This is a genomic window from Longitalea luteola, assembly GCF_017356035.1.
Classification (GTDB): domain Bacteria; phylum Bacteroidota; class Bacteroidia; order Chitinophagales; family Chitinophagaceae; genus Niastella; species Niastella luteola.
The window spans coordinates 217,790-235,545 of record NZ_JAFIQX010000002.1 but is presented as its reverse complement, the minus strand read 5'-3'; the positions used below and the strand labels follow the sequence as shown (position 1 = coordinate 235,545).

Sequence of the window (17,756 nt, the reverse complement as noted above, 5' to 3'; positions counted from 1 at the left end):
TAGTATAATCAGTACGGTTAACCGTAAGAAAATATACAGGTCTGACGAGAAGCCTACTATAGCGGAGATCTTTAAAAGCCGGAAGCAAAAAAAGATCTCCGCCAGTTAGCACACGTAAGATCATCTTCCCATATACACCATCAGTATTTGCACATCGCTTGGATTTACTCCACTGATGCGGCTTGCCTGGCCTAATGTTCGGGGTTTAATTTTTTTGAATTTCTGCATAGCTTCCGCCGACAAAGAATTGATACGATCGTAATCGAAATTATCCGGGATCAGCAGATCTTCCAGTTGATTCATTCTCTTTACCAGTTCCTTTTCTTTTTCGATATATACATTATATTTTATCTGAATATCAGCCTGCTCTATTATTTCTTCTGAAAAACCAGTCAACGCCTGTTTAATTCTGGGTAAACCGTTGATCATAGCTTCCAGTGTAATATTTGGGCGAAGCAGTACCTGAAGCGCTTTTTGTTTTTGGGGCAATGGCGCTGAATTATTTTCTGCGAGAAATCCATCTGCTTCAGCCGGCTCCAATGAAACTTCTTTCAGAATATCTTTTATTTTTTCGACACCGTCTTTTTTGTTGATCACTTTATCCATTCTTTCCTGGGATGCGAGTCCCAGCCGGTAGCTTAATTCCGTCAGCCGGAGGTCTGCATTATCCTGACGAAGGATCGTTCTGAATTCGGCGCGGCTGGTAAACATGCGGTAAGGTTCTTCCGTTCCTTTACTGATGAGATCATCGATCAAAACGCCGATGTAGGCATCGCTTCTTTTCAAAATAACCGCATCCAATTCTTTGGCTTTTTGATGGGCATTGATGCCGGCCATCAAACCCTGGCAGGCAGCTTCTTCATAACCCGTGGTTCCATTGATTTGTCCGGCGAAGAATAAATTCTGAATGAGTTTTGTTTCCAGCGAATGATTTAACTGTGTTGGTGGAAAGTAGTCGTATTCGATGGCATAGCCTGGACGGAACACGCGAACATTTTCAAAACCGGGCACCTGGCGAAGGGCAGCGATCTGCACTTCTTCGGGTAGAGAAGTGGAAAAACCATTTACATAAATTTCAACGGTGTTCCAGCCTTCGGGTTCAACAAAGAGCTGATGTCTTTCGCGTTCAGCGAACCGGTTGATCTTGTCTTCGATGCTGGGACAATACCGTGGACCGGTGCCTTCAATTCTACCAGCATACATAGGACTCCTGTCGAATCCTGTTTTCAGGATGTCGTGTACTTTCGGGCTAGTATAAGTGATCCAGCAGCTTCTCTGTTCAACTGGTTTTTTAGTATCGGTAAATGAGAAACCTACGATTTCTTCGTCGCCTTTTTGTTCTTCCATTTTGGAATAATCGAGACTGCGGCCATCGATTCGGGGAGGTGTTCCTGTTTTAAGGCGATCACTTTCGAAGCCGAGTTCAACCAATTGTTCAGTAATGCCGGTAGCGGCTTTTTCGGCTACGCGGCCACCACCGAATTGTTTTTCACCGATATGAATGATGCCGTTCAAGAAGGTACCGTTGGTGAGAACAACTGCTTTTGATCTTATTTCATGACCAAGGCCGGTGACCACACCACAGGCGCGGCCGTCTTTTATAATAAGTGAGCGGACCATGTCCTGGTAAAAATCTACGTTTGGAGTCCGTTCTAACAATTCCCGCCAGGTGGCTGCGAACAACATGCGATCATTTTGTGCGCGGGGGCTCCACATGGCCGGACCTTTGGACAGGTTGAGCATGCGAAACTGGATCATGCTGATATCGGTGACGATCCCGGAGTATCCACCCATAGCATCGATTTCTCGAACGATTTGACCTTTTGCAATACCGCCCATGGCCGGGTTGCAGCTCATTTGGGCAATGGTTTGCATATTCATGGTTACTAAAAGGACCTTTGAACCAAGGTTAGCGGCTGCTGCGGCTGCTTCACAACCGGCATGACCTGCCCCTACAACAATAATATCGTATTCTGGAAACATGGTGCAAAATTACAGGAAGGACGGCAAGGGGTAAAAAGAGAAAAATGCCGGTAAGGGTTTGTCCGGGAACTTTCGTGAGATTTTTTTCATCCAAATATGGATATTGTTATCCAAAAATGCTGGGTCTCGTACTTGGTTTGTCTATTTAATTCCTTGAGGGTAATGAAAGGTTCCAGATTTTTATTGGTGCCTTTTGTCAGGAGCTATCCTTTACTTTTATAATTGAATTCTGAGTTCTCTAAATCTGTCCTCTTTCCCTTCTTCTTCCTTTACCTTTTTTGAAGGGATCCCTTGTTTGCCTACTTCTTTCCTCTTTTCGTATTTCACTTCTTAAGGACCATTCTTTGAGTCGCTTGTTTTACTTTCCTTTGACAGGGTAAGTTTTGTTTGCTTACTTAATTCCTGTTCCCACAGTTCTCCTTTGCAAGGTTCTTTGTCATTCCTTATTTTCTTCAACTGCTATGGGGTACTTTTGTTTAATCATTGGTTTCCTCTTTTACTATTAACCTCCTTGTAAGGACCCTTCTTCGCTCCTTTTTTTCCTCGCCACCCCAATGAGAAAGTCTCTATTATCTACTTGGATTTCTCCTTCCTACCTTGCCCACCTGCTTGTGCTCGCTTTCCGTTTCTTATCCCAAAGGAACTGCCCTGTTTGCCCGCCGTACTTTACCATAGTTAGCCTTTGCTCTTTTTGGGAGGGAATTATGTTCACCTTTCATATATCATTTCTAATTAGGGTTTTGGTAGTGGGTGCCTGCTTCGCTATCTATAGCCGCCTTTCTCTTGCTTTCCCTTAGGGTGGCCCTGCCCTGTACGCCCTTCTATCTTTTTTACCCTTACGTATGAAGCTTTTTGTTTTATCTCACATGTCTACCTGAAGGTGGGTCTTGGTTGTCTACTTTATTAGGCTCATTTAGTATTTAGATTGATGAAGTTTTTCGCCTCGACCTTTACTTTTACAGGCTTACTCTAATTCGTCTACTCCTCCTGCTTTCGCCATGTTATACCTTTTAAAGCAGGCATCGTCATATTTTTAAACGCTTTATAAGGGCACTTTTATTTGAACACTTCTGTTGCCCTCTTCCTAATATAAAGGAACTCACAACGACTATTTTGTGCATGGAAGGACCTCTGCGGACAACAACGTTACTTTTCCGCACACCTTATTCCCTTCCCTTTGTATGTGAAACGCTTTCTGAAAGGACCCTTTCCAAAAGGACCGTTGCCCTACTTTTACCGCATTCTCATCATCCCTTTTGATATGTACTCTCTGTTTTAAGGATCTTTTCCTTACTTGTGGCCGGTCCAAGCCAACCCTTAGTCTGTCTTGATTCCTTTGGTATACTATCCTTTTTGGCTAGTATGCCTTATTGCCCTTCTTTTAATTCTGTTCTACAAGGACCCTTCCCCCTACTTTTACCCCATTCTCATCATCCCTTTTGATATGTACTTTCTGTTTTAAGGATCTTTTCCTTACTTGTAGCCGGTCCAAGCCAACCCTTAGTCTGTCTTGATTCCTTTGGTACGCTATCCCTTTTGGTATAGTATGCCTTATTGCCCTTCTTTAAATTCTGTTCTGCAAGGACCCGTTCCCCCTACTTTTTACCCCATTGTCATCATCCCTTTTGATTTGTACTCCCTGCTTTAAGGATCTTTTCCTTACTTGTAGCCGGTCCAAGCCAACCCTTGGTCTGTCTTAATTCCTTGGGTACACTATCCTTTTTGGCTAGTATGCCTTATTGCCCTCCTTTACACTCTCTTCTAAAAGGATCCTTTCGCCTTTTTTGTCCCAGTCTCATTACAGCGTTTCATTTGCACACCCCTTGTTCCCTTCCTTTTGTCTGGGAACGTCCTCCCAGAGGACCCTTGCCCCGATATTTCTGCTCCGATTTTCAACCTTTCAACCCTTATTTCCTCACTTCTCTGTGGAACCTCTCTTTAAAACGATCGTTCACAGCTTTGTGTTCCACGTGGAACCCTCAATGGGATTGACTTTGACAAGTGACCAGTGCTTTTTCGCATATTCTTTCCGCTTTGAAGTAGGCGTGCTTTTGGAGTGACCCCAGCAGATAGATGGTTTATCCACTTACTGTTCGATCGAGTACTATCGTTGACCTGTCTAATCCCTTTTGCAAGCATACCTTTTTTATCCTGGTTCATTTTTTCAACTGGGAGTGAGAGACCCATTTGGCTAAGAGTAATGCCCAACGTTAAGGGCCCGCTGCCTTCTCCTTACTCTCTACATTCTGAAAGCCATTTACTCCTTTCTTTAATTCACTGATGAGCCTATACGACATGGATAAGGTAGAGTCGAGCGTTCCTGTATGTAAGCTTACAAAAGGAGGTATCAAATAAGGTTGCAATGGGTTTTATTCGATTGATTTAAGGCTTAATTGTGTGATTAAGCTTTCCAGCCAGGCCACTGGGAAAAGGTTTAAGACGGAGATTCTTTTATATTAAAAGATGGGTTGATTCAGGGAGTAGTTTAAGTTGCTATTTACATAAGGTTGTGCAGGTGTACCCTTGATATGAAATAGAGGTAAGATTTAAGGGGAGAAATCCCGGGATTGCCTACTGAACAATTAGGACTCTCTCTGGTAAGGAAGTTATTACTAGGAGATAATTCACTTTTTCCATCCGGACAATGGGCCCTCTTTTAAAAAGGAAACATCCTTCTGTGGCCACAAAACGAATGGGTTGTCTGATCGGTTTTTAAGTTGTGGCCCTAAGGACTGTACTGCCAGGGAGCTATATTCAATTAAATTCACCTTACTATCTGGGCGCTGGTGATCGTTCAGAATGGATTGGTCACTCGTTGGCAGTAAAAAGCATCGTTATCGACGGGTTATTGAACTGAGAGTACATCGCCTGTCCTGCCAGGAGGCTGTGTTCAGTTATTATTAAGCATCCGCAATAAGAGTTGGTCCGAGGGAGGTTTTCCTTTGCAAGAGGAGGATTTACCGTGGAACTATCAAGGGAACTTCTATAAGGAAGTTATAATTCTTGCTTCGTCTGGACGTCAGTATTGGGTTCCAGGGTTGTGGTTCTGCTGGCCGTAAAAGGTAGTTTTACCGGGGGACTATTAAGGTGAGACCAACAGGACTCGACTTCTATAAGGATGTCATTAATTCACGCTCCATATGGACGTCATTTTTGGGTTCCAAGGACGTGGTTCAACTGGCCGTAAAAGGGAGTTTTACCTGGGGGGACTATTAAGGTGAGACTAAAAGACTTCCGTAGGGAAGCTATTAATAAGTTGGTTTCATTTTGCCATTTGGGCGCCGTAGACGGGTGAAGTAAGTTCTTTGGCAGTAAAGAGAGAGGTATCGGAGGTATTATTAAACTGGACTTCAACGGCTGTCCTGTCAGGAACCTATATTATTCTTCGTCTTTCCGTCCGGACACTATAGATGCGTTCAGGGAGGTGATTCTGCTGTGCTTGTAAAGTAGACTTTATTCAAGGGACAATTGAGCTGAGCTAACAGGCTGTTTTGTGAGGAAGCAATGGTAACTCATTAGCCATCTTTCTATCGGGCACCTGAGACCATGGTTCAGGGAAGGGCTCGTGCTGTAAACGGAGGGAGCTTACCCGGGCGTTTGTTCGACTGAAGCTGTAAAGGCTTTCCTGTATGAAAGTTCTGTTTACCAATAATTCATACTCTCGCCCTGACTTCTTAAGCGTGTTTCAAGGGGAAAGGTTCTGCATTGCAAAAGAAAAGTGCATGGGGATTGTTTAGTTGAGACTTGGGCTCTTACCTGGAGATTATTATTTACCATTGTATCCGGTGAATGGATTTTGGTTTCAGAAGAAGACATTGCAGTGGTGGCAAGTGGTGAGGGTTTATCCTCGGGATAGTATGGCGAGACTATGTGGGCTGTACCGTAAGGAAGCCAATCGCTAACTCATCTATTTTATCCGGACAATGGAGGCGGGTTTTAAAGAAGGAGATGCCTGCTGGTGGCGGTAAAGGAGAGGTTTCATGTTCTGGGTAGTTCAGGAGAGACTACAAAGGATATCCTGTAAGGAAGTCTTGTTGCTGATGATTAAACCATACCATCCGGAACACTGAAGCGATCGGTCTAATGGTAAGCGGGCAGTGTTATGCCTGCTTATTGAGAACCAGTGTACATTAAACCACAGGGAGTACACTGCCAATCCAATATTTTCAATGGTGGTTCCACTCTTTTATAAAATGCCTGTCTTTTTACCCAGCCCATGACAGCTGTATTTCAATTGAGCATCCGCCGTATTAAAAGATGATTGATCCGGGGGCAGTTTTATTTTGATGGAATGTAGAGGAGGCTGTAGTGTAGAATATGATTTCCCCAATCTAGATTTCAATAGGGTTAAAACATGGTGGAACTGTAAGAGTCGCTGTAAGGAATAGATTCCTTCCCCCAGATCTACAGAAGGTCGTATAAAAACTGATTCTTGAACTGGATAGTATCTAACCTTCCGCCTATTAGTTATCATTCAGGTAAATGTAATGTTTCACGTTCCACGTGGAACACCCTATTGAAGTTTAGACAAATAGTAGTGTAGATATTTATCCTCAGCCTTTCGCATTAAGTCTTCTTCTTTTTTGGTCTTGTCCTTATACCCACATAAATGCAGAGCGCCATGAAATATTACCCGAAGGAGTTCATGTTTGAAAGGAACTTTATAAGTGCGGGCATTGTCCTTAACCCGGTCAACACTTATATAAACTTCTCCTATTACCGCATTGTCATTTTCAGAGAGGTCGAAGGTGATAATATCCGTGTAATAATTGTGCTGTAGATGTTGTTTGTTGATCTCTAAAAGGTATTCATCTGAACAGAATATGTACCGAAGTTGTTCCAGTTTAGTCTTCTCCTTTTTAAAAATATCCCTAACAACTTCCTTCACCAGGGAACGGTGAGAAAAGGATACAGCCAACAAAAAGTGAAATTGAACAGGCGGAGTGTTAAGATTATGCATTTTTCGAAATTCGTAACTGTCATTAATAAATACAAAGCTACATTTGTTGTCTATTGAATTATGAAACGATTATCAGAAATAGAAACAGGAACTGTTGCCCGGATACTTTCTTTTGAAAATAATGACCTCTTTCTTAAACTAATGGAAATGGGTTGTGTTCCCGGTGAATTGGTTAAGGTAGAACAAATTGCCCCGCTGGGCGATCCCATCTCAATAATTGTTGCTGGCTATAACCTCAGTTTACGATTGAATGAAGCCGATAATATTTTTGTAGAGGAACTCGGATTTGTATAAAGCGGTTCCGGTTTTTACACCTCCCTCTATTCCTGTCTAATTTTACTACAGGCTCTCTTTCCGTCATCCTCATCAAACTTTGGTCTGCTTTGTATCCTCCTGAAGGATATTCTATTCCAGGATCCATCCTTTTATCCTTTCGCATAACCTACCATTCTGCGGTCACTTTGAACCGACCCATCTTCGTACCTGAACCGGAGCATCTTCGTCAATGTCTCGTACATGTGCCGTATATATCTCGTATATGTCTCGTATATAAGCCGTACCTATAAAAGAACGGGATATGTACGAAACATACACAACTTACGTATGACACAGGCAGGAGAAAAAGGCGAAGAAGGCCCGAAGCTGGTACGCTACCATTATACAGCCGTGGTGAGTGGGAGTATAATTGGTAAAGGCAGCTAAAGGAGAAGAAGACATGTTGAATCAGCCGCTGCACTGTCTTACCGGCCCTTCGCAATATTTTTTTCTGCATCGCCAATCCCATCTTTCATGCACTATGAATCTGTTTCTTTGCAGAAAATTATCCGTCGCAAGAAGCGATTAATTCAGGAACTTTAAAAAGGGGAACTGTTAGCATTTATGAAAGTTGGACTTTACTTCGGATCATTCAATCCTATTCATCATGGTCATTTGATCATTGCGAATTACATGTTGCAAAATTCTGATCTTGATCAGATCTGGCTGGTCGTATCTCCACAAAATCCTTTTAAACAATCGTCCAGTTTACTGAACTCCTACAACCGGCTGAACCTGGTTCAACTGGCCATTGAATCGGAACCGAAATTGAAGGCCAGTGATATTGAATTCCGCCTGCCGCAACCTTCCTACACGGTGAATACACTGGCGTATTTGCAGGAAAAATATCCTACCCACCAGTTTGCGATCATTATGGGCAGCGACAGTTTTGAAAATCTTTCCAGGTGGAAAAACTATGAGTTCATCCTGCAGCACTGCCCCATTTATGTGTACCGGCGGCCCGGTCACGATGTAGTGAATAATTTTAAAGAAGGCAGCATAACCATTCTCGATGCGCCGCTGCTGCAGATATCAGCCACGCATATCCGTAACAATATCCGGCAGGGAAAATCCATCCGTTACCTGGTGCCCGATAAAGTGCTCGAAGAAATAGAAAGAAATAATTACTATCGGTAACGCTTAAACGAAATTGTCGAGCGCACGCTGTTTTATATTATAAGTTGATTAAAGCAACTGCCGGTCTTAAAATTTTGGAATCTTTGTGGGCAGCTTCCCCAGTTCCCTGGAAAACAAAACACATGAGAAATTTTTGAACCTGATCATATTATGAAAAAAAATATTCTATCTTCATTGTTATTACTGATCGCCTGTTCCTTATCAGCCCAAAAGATCGATCATAAATTGCAGCGAAAGATCCAGGACCTGGTCAAAGACCTTTCCGGAGATATTGGCGTATATGTTAAAAACCTGCGCACCGGAAAGATCGCACAGGTGAATGCCGATTCAATATTCCCAACCGCCAGCATGGTGAAGGTTCCCATCTTAATAGGCATCCAGGATAAAATAGCCAAAGGAGAGCTCGAGTACCAACAGCAACTTGAATACAAAGATTCATTATACTATGCCGGTGAAGATATTCTGGGTTCATTCAAAAACGGTGAAAAAATCGGATTGCATAAAGTACTCATGTTGATGCTTACTACCAGCGACAATACCGCCAGCCTCTGGTTGCAAAGCCTGGCCGGAACCGGAACCCGCATCAATGAAATACTCGATTCCCTTGGCATGAAATATACCAGAGTGAATTCAAGAACGCCGGGCCGCGAAGCCAACAGGCAACAATATGGGTGGGGACAAACCACTCCACGTGAAATGGGCACCCTCATGGAAAAGATCTACCGCGGCGAAGTGATCAGCAAACAATCCTGTGAAAAAATGATCCGCCTGTTGGGAAGAAATTATAATGATGAACAGGCGATCGCCGAAATTCCACCGTACATATTTGTGGCCTCGAAGAATGGATGTGTTAATGCATCGCGCAGTGAAATATTGTTGGTGATGGCGCCACATGGTCCCTATATTTTTTCAGTAGAAACAAAAAACCTGAAAGACCAGCGTTGGGATAATTCAAATGAAGCCTGGGTGCTTACCCGCAAGCTATCGGCCCTATGCTGGAATTATTTTGAACCACGATCGCGCTGGAAACCATCATTATAAGTCGTCGAATGATGCAGTTTGCCTAACTTGTGAACTTTCGGATGTGATTTGAATACAATGGAATGATCCTTCTGCGCCATATACCTTTTTTGAAGGCGGTCTTTATTCATAGTGTTTCTGCCTTTGGCGGACCGCAAGGTCATTTTGGTATGGTGATGAAAACATTCGTTCATCGGCGCCACGATGTTACCGAACAGGAACTGCTGGAGTATAATTCATTCTGCCAGCTGTTGCCCGGCGCCTCTTCAACCCAGGTGTTAACCCTCATAGGTTATAAACGGGGTGGCATTCCGCTGGCCATATTAACGTTGCTTATCTGGATCTCTCCGGCCTGTATTTTAATGGGCGCCTTTTCTTTTCTGCTCGAGTTTTTCGACAGCAAGTCTGTGAGCAACGGGATCTTTAAATTCATTCAACCCATGGCGGTGGGTTTCCTCGCCTTTGCCGCTACCCGATCTTTCAAACTGGCTATACATAACAATATTACCCGTGTTATCATGGTGATAAGTACTATCACCACTTATTTCCTGTTCAAATCGCCGTGGATCTTTCCGGTATTGCTGGTGGCTGGCGGCTTTATAACCAACCTGAGCGATAAACGCATTCCTGAAAAAGCACAACCCGTAAAAAAAATTAAATGGGGTAACATCTGGCTATTTGCCATCATCTTTTTTGTAGCGGGGGTTGTGAGTGAAATGGCCAGAAAAAACGACTGGCCGAACCGCCGTCCGCTGAACCTGTTCGAAAATACTTACCGCTTTGGCAGCCTGGTCTTTGGTGGCGGACAGGTATTAATACCCATGATGTATGAACAGTATGTTGAACGTCCGAAGTCGCCGGTAGTTATTCGAAAAAACCTGAACAAGAAAGGCAATGTCATCAGCATCGAGCGTGATGATTTTTATACCGGCGCCGGAATTGTTCGAGCCATACCCGGACCTGTATTTTCCATTTCTTCTTTTATGGGCGGCATGGCCATGAAAGACAAAGGCACCCTTTGGCAAATACTCGGTTGTATCATAGGATCCATTGCCATTTTTTTACCAAGCGCCCTGCTGGTATTATTCTTTTTTCCCATCTGGCATAACCTGCAACGCTATGTAATAGTATACCGGGCGCTGGAAGGCATCAATGCTGTAGTCGTAGGTATTATGGTGGCCGGCACCATTTATATGATGCGCGATATTTCTGTGATCGGCTTCCGAACTGTTAGTATCATAAACCTTGCTGTTATCGTGGGTACCTGGCTACTGCTGAACTTTACGCGCATTCCCTCTCCTATCATTGTATTGATCTGTTTACTGCTCGGCTGGGCATTCCAGATGTAATGCTGAACGCTAAACGCAGAACGCCGAAGCCCAAAATCAAAGGCACTCCGCCTATTGGCAGCAGGCGCAAAACGCGGAAATCAGCGTTAAGCCTAGGCATTAAGCTGCTAATCTTATTTTGCCATTCCCGGCCATTTCAGTAAATTACAATAGACAACTTTCCCCTTCTATCCGCACTTTATACAATACTGATCAGTCTCCTGCTTCACGCGCAATAAAGCTGTTTGAATGTTATGAAGCGCATTTTACTATATTACCTGCTGCTTATTGTAAGTGCATTGCCATTGTATGCGCAAAAAGTAGTTTCTATAAAGGTAGACGCCACTATTAATCCGGCTTCGGCAGATTTTATTCGTCGCGCCATGGATGTGGCAAAAAAAGAACAGGCTGCCTGTTTACTTATTCATTTGAACACCCCCGGCGGATTATTGAAAAGTACCCGCTCTATTGTAAGCGACATTCTCGGATCACCGGTACCCGTTGTTGTTTATGTTTCACCAGGGGGCGCCCATGCAGGTTCTGCTGGCGTGTTTATCACTATGGCGGCTCATATAGCTGCAATGGCGCCGGGTACCAATATTGGCGCCGCTCACCCGGTAAGCAGTCAGGGTGAAATGGATACCATCCTGAGCGCAAAGGTTACCAATGATGCTATTGCCTTTATAAAATCCATTGCCGCCAAACGATCCCGCAATGCCGAGTGGGCAGCACAGGCAGTGCAAAACAGTGTATCGCTTACTGAATCGGAAGCGCTGGAATATAATGTCATTAACCTGGTAGCCTCTACTGAACAGGAGCTCCTGAACAGCATCGATGGGAGGCCCATCACCGTTAGTTCGGGCACGGTTACACTGCATACGAAGAATGCAGCCATCCGTTCGCTCGAAATGGGCTTGGGCGAAAAAATGCTGAATATCCTCAGTGATCCCAATGTCGCTTATATTTTATTTCTGCTGGGTTTGTACGGACTCATTTTTGAACTGTACAGTCCGGGTGCTATTTTCCCGGGTATCATCGGCGGCATTTGTATCATTCTCGCCTTGTACACGATGCATACCTTACCGGTAAATTATGCCGGTCTCGCCCTGATCGTTTTTGGCGTGATCTTATTTCTGCTTGAAATAAAAATTGTGAGTCACGGATTACTGGCCGTAGGCGGTGTCATATCCCTGTTGCTTGGTTCCATGATGCTCATTCGAACGGATGAAGCCTGGGCCATGGCCAGTTTGTCGTGGGCGGTGATCCTGACAGCGGTTGCTGTAAGTGCTCTCTTTTTCATGTTCGTGATAGGCATGGGATTAAAAGCACAGCGGGCAAAACCAGTGATCGGTTTTGAAGCCATGATAGGCGAAGTAGGTCACTCATTAAGTGAATTGAATCCCGGCGGTACCGTACGTATGCATGGGGAGATCTGGAAGGCCATTGCTGCCAGCGGGTTCATTCCCGAAGGAAAAAAAGTGATCGTGACAGGCATTTTAAATCTTACCCTGCAGGTAGAACAATACCATGATCCATCAGCATAAACCCGTTTTAATATGAACACATTACCTTTTTCTGCTTCAGCCATTGTCATAGTGATGTTCCTGATCTTTGTGCTTTCCAGCGCCATTCGAATTTTACGTGAATACGAGCGGGGCGTTGTATTCAGGTTAGGCCGCCTGGTTTCTGTTCGTGGGCCGGGTCTTATTTTATTAATACCGGTTATTGATAAGATGGTAAAAGTAAGCTTGCGTACAGTAGTAATGGATGTTCCGCCACAGGATATCATCACTGAGGATAACGTTTCCATAAAAGTAAATGCCGTGGTGTATTTCAGGGTGCTTCAACCTCAAAAAGCCATTGTAGAAGTGGAGAATTACCTGGTAGCCACTTCCCAGTTCTCACAAACAACGTTGCGCAGTGTACTGGGTCAGTCAGAGCTGGATGACCTGCTATCGCAGCGGGAAAAAATAAACCAGAAACTGCAGCAGATCATAGATACGCATACCGAACCCTGGGGCATTAAAGTATCGAACGTGGAAGTAAAGCAAATTGACCTGCCACAGGAAATGCAGCGGGCCATGGCCAAGCAGGCGGAAGCCGAACGCGAGCGCCGTTCGAAGGTCATTGCAGCTGAGGGCGAATTCCAGGCATCGCAACGGCTGGCCGATGCCGCCCGCATTTTGAGCGATCAACCCAGCGCCCTTACACTGCGCTACCTGCAAACATTGAGAGAAATTGCCACCGAAAATAACTCAACCACCATCTTCCCCGTACCCATCGATCTGGTTAAGCCGTTCCTGAATATTGATAAGGAACAGCCGTAACTAATAGATTCATTGTATTAACACATATTTAATAACCCCGTGTCCTATGTAAAATTTATTCATTTCCTGCCATAAACAGGGGGCTATTCTTTTATTAAATGACCCCTATACAGTAACTTCATAATAGTATTTTAGACGATTATTAAATAATTGATGCTTACCGCCGGTCGCTTGCCAGCGTATTAATTAATAAAGCACAAAACTGGATCATGAGTGCAGAACATCAACGACTTGCGGTTAATTCCACGAGGAAAATTCCTTTGGAGCAATGGGGACCGTATTTAAGTGAAAGACAGTGGGGAACTGTAAGAGAAGATTTTAGTCATAATAACGACGCCTGGAATTATATTACCCATGACCAGGCGCGCTTTCGTGCCTACAGATGGGGTGAAGATGGTATCGCGGGTATTTCCGATTTCTTTCAAAACCTGTGTTTTGCCATTACTGTTTGGAATGGAAAAGACCCTATTTTGAAAGAACGCCTGTTTGGACTGGGAAACTATGAAGGCAATCATGGCGAGGATGTTAAAGAACTTTATTACTACCTCGACAATTTGCCTACCCACTACTACATGGAGTATTTGTATAAATACCCGCAACAGAAATTTCCTTATGATGAGCTGTTGTCAGTGAACAGGCAACGTTCGCGTACGGAACCGGAATATGAGATCCTCGATACAGGCATTTTCAATAACAATGAATATTTTGATGTGCACGTAACCTACGCGAAACATAGTTCGCGGGATATCAGCATCCGGATAAATATTCATAACCATCATACCAAGTCGGCCGAAATAACGCTTTTGCCTACCCTATGGTTTTACAATCGTTGGAGCCATGATGCTTCGAAGAAAAAGCCATCCATTGCCTGGCGCGATAAAACTTCGGTAAAAGCGAGCCATCACCGGCTGGGTACTTACTATTTATATTTTCAACAGCCGCGCGATATCCTGTTCACGGAGAATGAAACGAATTTTGAAAAAGTGAACGGCAAACCGAATTTGTCGCCTTTTACCAAAGACGCGTTTCATGATGCTATCATCAAAGGCGAGAACATTGCCGCCTTACGGCAAAAGAAATCGGGAACCAAGTTTGCACCTGTTTATAAATTACGCATTCACGGTGGCCGTTCTGAAACCGTTTATCTTCGGCTAAGCAATAAGGTGGTAGACGATCCATTTCACGACGGCTTTGAACAGATCTTTAAATTACGCAAACAGGAAGCCGATGACTTCTACGCCAAAGTACTGGCGAATACGAAGGTTCCCGGGCTGGCGAAGATCCAGCGGCGGGCGCTGGCTGGTTTATTGTGGAGTAAACAATACTATCACTTTGATGTGGAACGCTGGCTTACCACCAGCGATGGAATTACACCGGTAAGTGCAGCCCGGTTACACGGAAGGAACCACGACTGGAAACACCTCAAGAACCAGGATATTATTTGCATGCCCGATAAATGGGAATATCCCTGGTATGCCGCGTGGGACCTGGCTTTTCAATGTATTCCCATGGCCATGGTTGATCCCGTGTTTGCCAAACATCAGCTAACGCTGATCATGCGCGAATGGTATATGAAACCCGATGGACAGCTGCCGGCCTATGAATGGAATTTCAGCGATGTAAACCCGCCGGTGCAGGCATGGGCTGCGATGGAAGTATACCGCATTGAAAAAATGCAAACCGGCAAAGGCGATATACCTTTTCTAAAGCGGATCTTCCAAAAGCTGATCATCAATTTTACCTGGTGGATAAACCGGAAAGATTCGAATGGTAATAACATGTTCCAGGGAGGATTCCTTGGACTCGATAATATTGGGGTATTTAACCGAAGCCACCTCGTGCATAACGATATGGAGCTGGAGCAGGCCGATGGAACCAGCTGGATGGGCATGTATGCGCTGAACATGATGGATATGGCCCTGGAAATCGCCATGCATGATATATCGTTCGAAGACACCGCTACGAAATTCTTTGAGCACTTTGTAATGATCGCCGAGGCACTGAATGAACAGGGCATGTGGAACCAGGAAGATAAATTCTTTTACGATACATTGTCTATAGCGGGTTCCGAACCCCTGCATTTGCGCATCTTCTCGATCGTAGGCCTTACCTCGCTTTTTGCAGTATCAACCATTGAAAAGCGGATGCTCGATAAGCTGGATGATTTCAGAAAACGCATCACCTGGTTTGAAAATTACCGGAAGAAAAATAACCGCTTCTGGCCTAATGAAGAACGAAGCGACGGCAAAACGATCTTATTATCACTGGTGCCGAAAGAACGGCTGGTATTTTTATTAGAACGGCTATTGGATGAAACGCAGTTCCTATCGCCCTGGGGTATCCGCGCTTTGTCGAAATACCATGAAAAGAACCCGTTCTCTGTGAACATCCGAGGCATTGAATATAAGATCCAATACGAACCGGGCGATTCTACCTCTGATATGTTCGGCGGTAATTCAAACTGGCGAGGTCCGTTGTGGATGCCTATTAACTATATCATTATTCAATCCATCCGGCATTTTGGCGAATTTTATGGCAACGAACTGGTAGTGGAATGCCCGATCGGTTCTGGCAATAAAATGAACCTGGTACAGGTGGCCGAAGAATTGACCCGCAGGTTGATCACGCTGTTCCAGCCTAATCAGCATGGCAAGCGTCCTGCGCATGGTGCTTACAGTTGGTTCTATCAACGATCTGAAAATGCCGACCTGGTATTGTTCTATGAGTATTTTCATGGTGATACCGGTGCCGGACTGGGCGCCAGCCATCAAACAGGTTGGACGGCCCTGGTAGCCGAACTGGTGCATTCATTATCAGAGAAACAGTATTTTACAGACGAACCGGCGCCTGCTGATAAGCAGTAAGGTTCAATGGAGAACTGCCGAAACCTCTACTAATAAAAATTAAATGCCCGGATGATCTTCATGTATAGAATGATCGTCCGGGCTTTTTCAATTAGTTGGTTTTCTTCACTTTTGATTACTGGCTCAATAGCGCGCCAGCTCGCTTCCCCACTATGTTCCATGGCATAAACATTGCAAAAATGTAAGGGTAATATAACATATTAACACAAAAGGGATAGCTATGAAGAAAGTATATGCAGCAGTTCCGGCTTTCCTTTTTGTATTCGCATCAGTACGTGCACAGAACGATTCTGCAAGCCTACGGGTCGATACAATTCCCTTACAACAGCCGGAAATAAAAGAAGTAAAAGAAGAGCCGAAAGAGGTTTATAAAATGAACTGGGGCGCCGATATACCGGTGACCGCTACAGGAACTTTGTGGTCTTTATATGCATTTACAAAGATCTACAGTAAAGATCCTACGAATGAAGAAAAAGTACTTGCATTGAATAAGTCAGACGTTAACGGTTTCGATCGTTGGGGAATACGCCCATACAATAAAAAAGTGGATGACATTAGTTATTTACCATTTTATGGATCGATGCCGGTGCCTGTATTTTTCCTGTTCGACAAAAAGATGCGGAAAGACATAGCAAAGCTTTCGTTCCTGTACCTCGAAGCCATGTCGATCACCGGGTTGTTGTATACAGGTTCCACCTACTTTACAAACAGGTACAGACCGTATGTGTATCATGAAGAAACACCACTGGATTATCGTACGCGAGGCGGTGGTAAAAATTCATTTTATGCAGGGCACGTAGCACTGGTAGCCACTTCCACGTTCTTTTTTGCACAGGTATGGGCCGACTACCATCCCGATTCAAAAGCGAAATGGGTGTGGTATGGATTGGCAGGCGCTGCAACCGGCGTAACTGCCTGGTGGCGGCATCGCGGTGGCTTGCATTTCCCGTCTGATATTTTATTGGGAATAACACAGGGTACGCTGACCGGTATATTAGTGCCAAAGCTGCATAAAACAAAACTGATCAAAAATCCCAATCTCTCCATTACTCCGTTCACCGGACTATCGCATGGATTGGCAATAAGATATAAGTTTCAATAAGGAAGAAACCAACGTGGGCACAACAATTCGCAGAGCTCAAAACAAACGGTGCCTTCCTATGGCAGTAAAGAAGAATTTATATTACAGAAAACTCTATAGGAAATTCAACGATCCCCGACACATTTGATAATGCGTTGGGGATTAATTCTAATGCCATAAATACGTCGGCAGGTGCATCAAAAGGTGGTCTGATGTGCCACCGGGCAGCAGGAAGGAATCCAAATTTTGGAAAATAATGTTCATGTCCAAAAACAAATACATCGGTATAACCCAGGTCTGTAGCTTTTTGTAAACCAACAGCGATCATCCTGGAACCAATCCCTCTTTTTTGAAACGCAGGATGCACTACCATAGAAGTCAACCCCAAACTTTGATGTCGGTAGTCGCCGTTTGTGATAGTGATCTGGGAAAATAAAATATATCCGATCAATTCATTATCTGAATACGCAACCAATGATAATTCCGGAATGAAATGAGGACCCTGGCGCACATGATCTACCAACCTTGCTTCATTCTCCTGCCCGAATACCAATGTATTGAGCTCATGAATTTCATCTATGTCGGCCGGTTGCTCAGGCCGGATTGAAATGTTCATTGTATTAGCATTACATAGGTTATTATACAAATTACGCACCACATACGTGTGTTTATGACCAAACAACTACGACTGCTATTATATAAGATAACGAAAGACAACAGCGAGTTGTATACAAAAGATCA

Annotated in this window: 11 protein-coding genes; 8 read left to right on the top strand and 3 right to left on the bottom strand. The window is 44.1% G+C overall.

Annotated elements, in window-relative coordinates:
• Positions 1–120: 120 nt before the first annotated feature.
• Entirely contained in the window at positions 121–1,983 is a 1,863-nt protein-coding gene (gene mnmG, locus JUB15_RS05110; protein WP_207511255.1) for a tRNA uridine-5-carboxymethylaminomethyl(34) synthesis enzyme MnmG, read from the bottom strand.
• A 4,513-nt stretch (positions 1,984–6,496) separates the two neighbouring features.
• Positions 6,497–6,943: an rRNA maturation RNase YbeY gene (ybeY, locus tag JUB15_RS05105; protein ID WP_207511254.1), complete on the bottom strand. Its 447-nt coding sequence runs from the start codon at positions 6,941–6,943 to the stop codon at positions 6,497–6,499.
• A gap of 60 nt (positions 6,944–7,003) precedes the next feature.
• On the opposite strand from ybeY, the gene JUB15_RS05100 reads away from it, so the two are divergent.
• The 8 genes from JUB15_RS05100 (at position 7,004) to JUB15_RS05065 (ending at position 17,036) form a co-directional block, all read left to right on the top strand.
• Entirely contained in the window at positions 7,004–7,237 is a 234-nt protein-coding gene (locus JUB15_RS05100) for a FeoA family protein (RefSeq protein WP_207511253.1), read from the top strand.
• A gap of 585 nt (positions 7,238–7,822) precedes the next feature.
• Positions 7,823–8,395 carry a nicotinate (nicotinamide) nucleotide adenylyltransferase gene (nadD, locus tag JUB15_RS05095; RefSeq protein WP_207511252.1) on the top strand — a complete coding sequence of 191 codons (573 nt, stop codon included), beginning with the start codon at positions 7,823–7,825 and terminating at the stop codon, positions 8,393–8,395.
• Between the two features lie 150 nt (positions 8,396–8,545).
• Positions 8,546–9,436, top strand: coding sequence for a serine hydrolase (locus JUB15_RS05090; protein WP_207511251.1), 891 nt, complete (start codon positions 8,546–8,548; stop codon positions 9,434–9,436).
• Between the two features lie 62 nt (positions 9,437–9,498).
• Positions 9,499–10,764 carry a chromate transporter gene (locus JUB15_RS05085; RefSeq protein WP_207511250.1) on the top strand — a complete coding sequence of 422 codons (1,266 nt, stop codon included), beginning with the start codon at positions 9,499–9,501 and terminating at the stop codon, positions 10,762–10,764.
• A gap of 233 nt (positions 10,765–10,997) precedes the next feature.
• A complete protein-coding gene (locus JUB15_RS05080) occupies positions 10,998–12,287 on the top strand; it encodes an NfeD family protein (protein WP_207511249.1) in 1,290 nt (429 codons plus the stop codon).
• Positions 12,288–12,299: 12 nt separating this feature from the next.
• A complete protein-coding gene (locus JUB15_RS05075; protein ID WP_207511248.1) occupies positions 12,300–13,070 on the top strand; it encodes a slipin family protein in 771 nt (256 codons plus the stop codon).
• A gap of 209 nt (positions 13,071–13,279) precedes the next feature.
• Positions 13,280–15,934 (top strand): MGH1-like glycoside hydrolase domain-containing protein, encoded by a 2,655-nt coding sequence (locus JUB15_RS05070; RefSeq protein ID WP_207511247.1) that lies wholly within the window; start codon positions 13,280–13,282, stop codon positions 15,932–15,934.
• 220 nt (positions 15,935–16,154) lie between these two features.
• On the top strand, positions 16,155–17,036 hold the full coding sequence (locus JUB15_RS05065) for a phosphatase PAP2 family protein (protein ID WP_207511246.1): 882 nt from the start codon (positions 16,155–16,157) through the stop codon (positions 17,034–17,036).
• A 76-nt stretch (positions 17,037–17,112) separates the two neighbouring features.
• Here the strand turns inward: JUB15_RS05065 and JUB15_RS05060 are convergent, their stop codons facing one another.
• Positions 17,113–17,631 (bottom strand): GNAT family N-acetyltransferase, encoded by a 519-nt coding sequence (locus JUB15_RS05060; RefSeq protein WP_207511245.1) that lies wholly within the window; start codon positions 17,629–17,631, stop codon positions 17,113–17,115.
• Between the last annotated feature and the right edge of the window lie 125 nt (positions 17,632–17,756).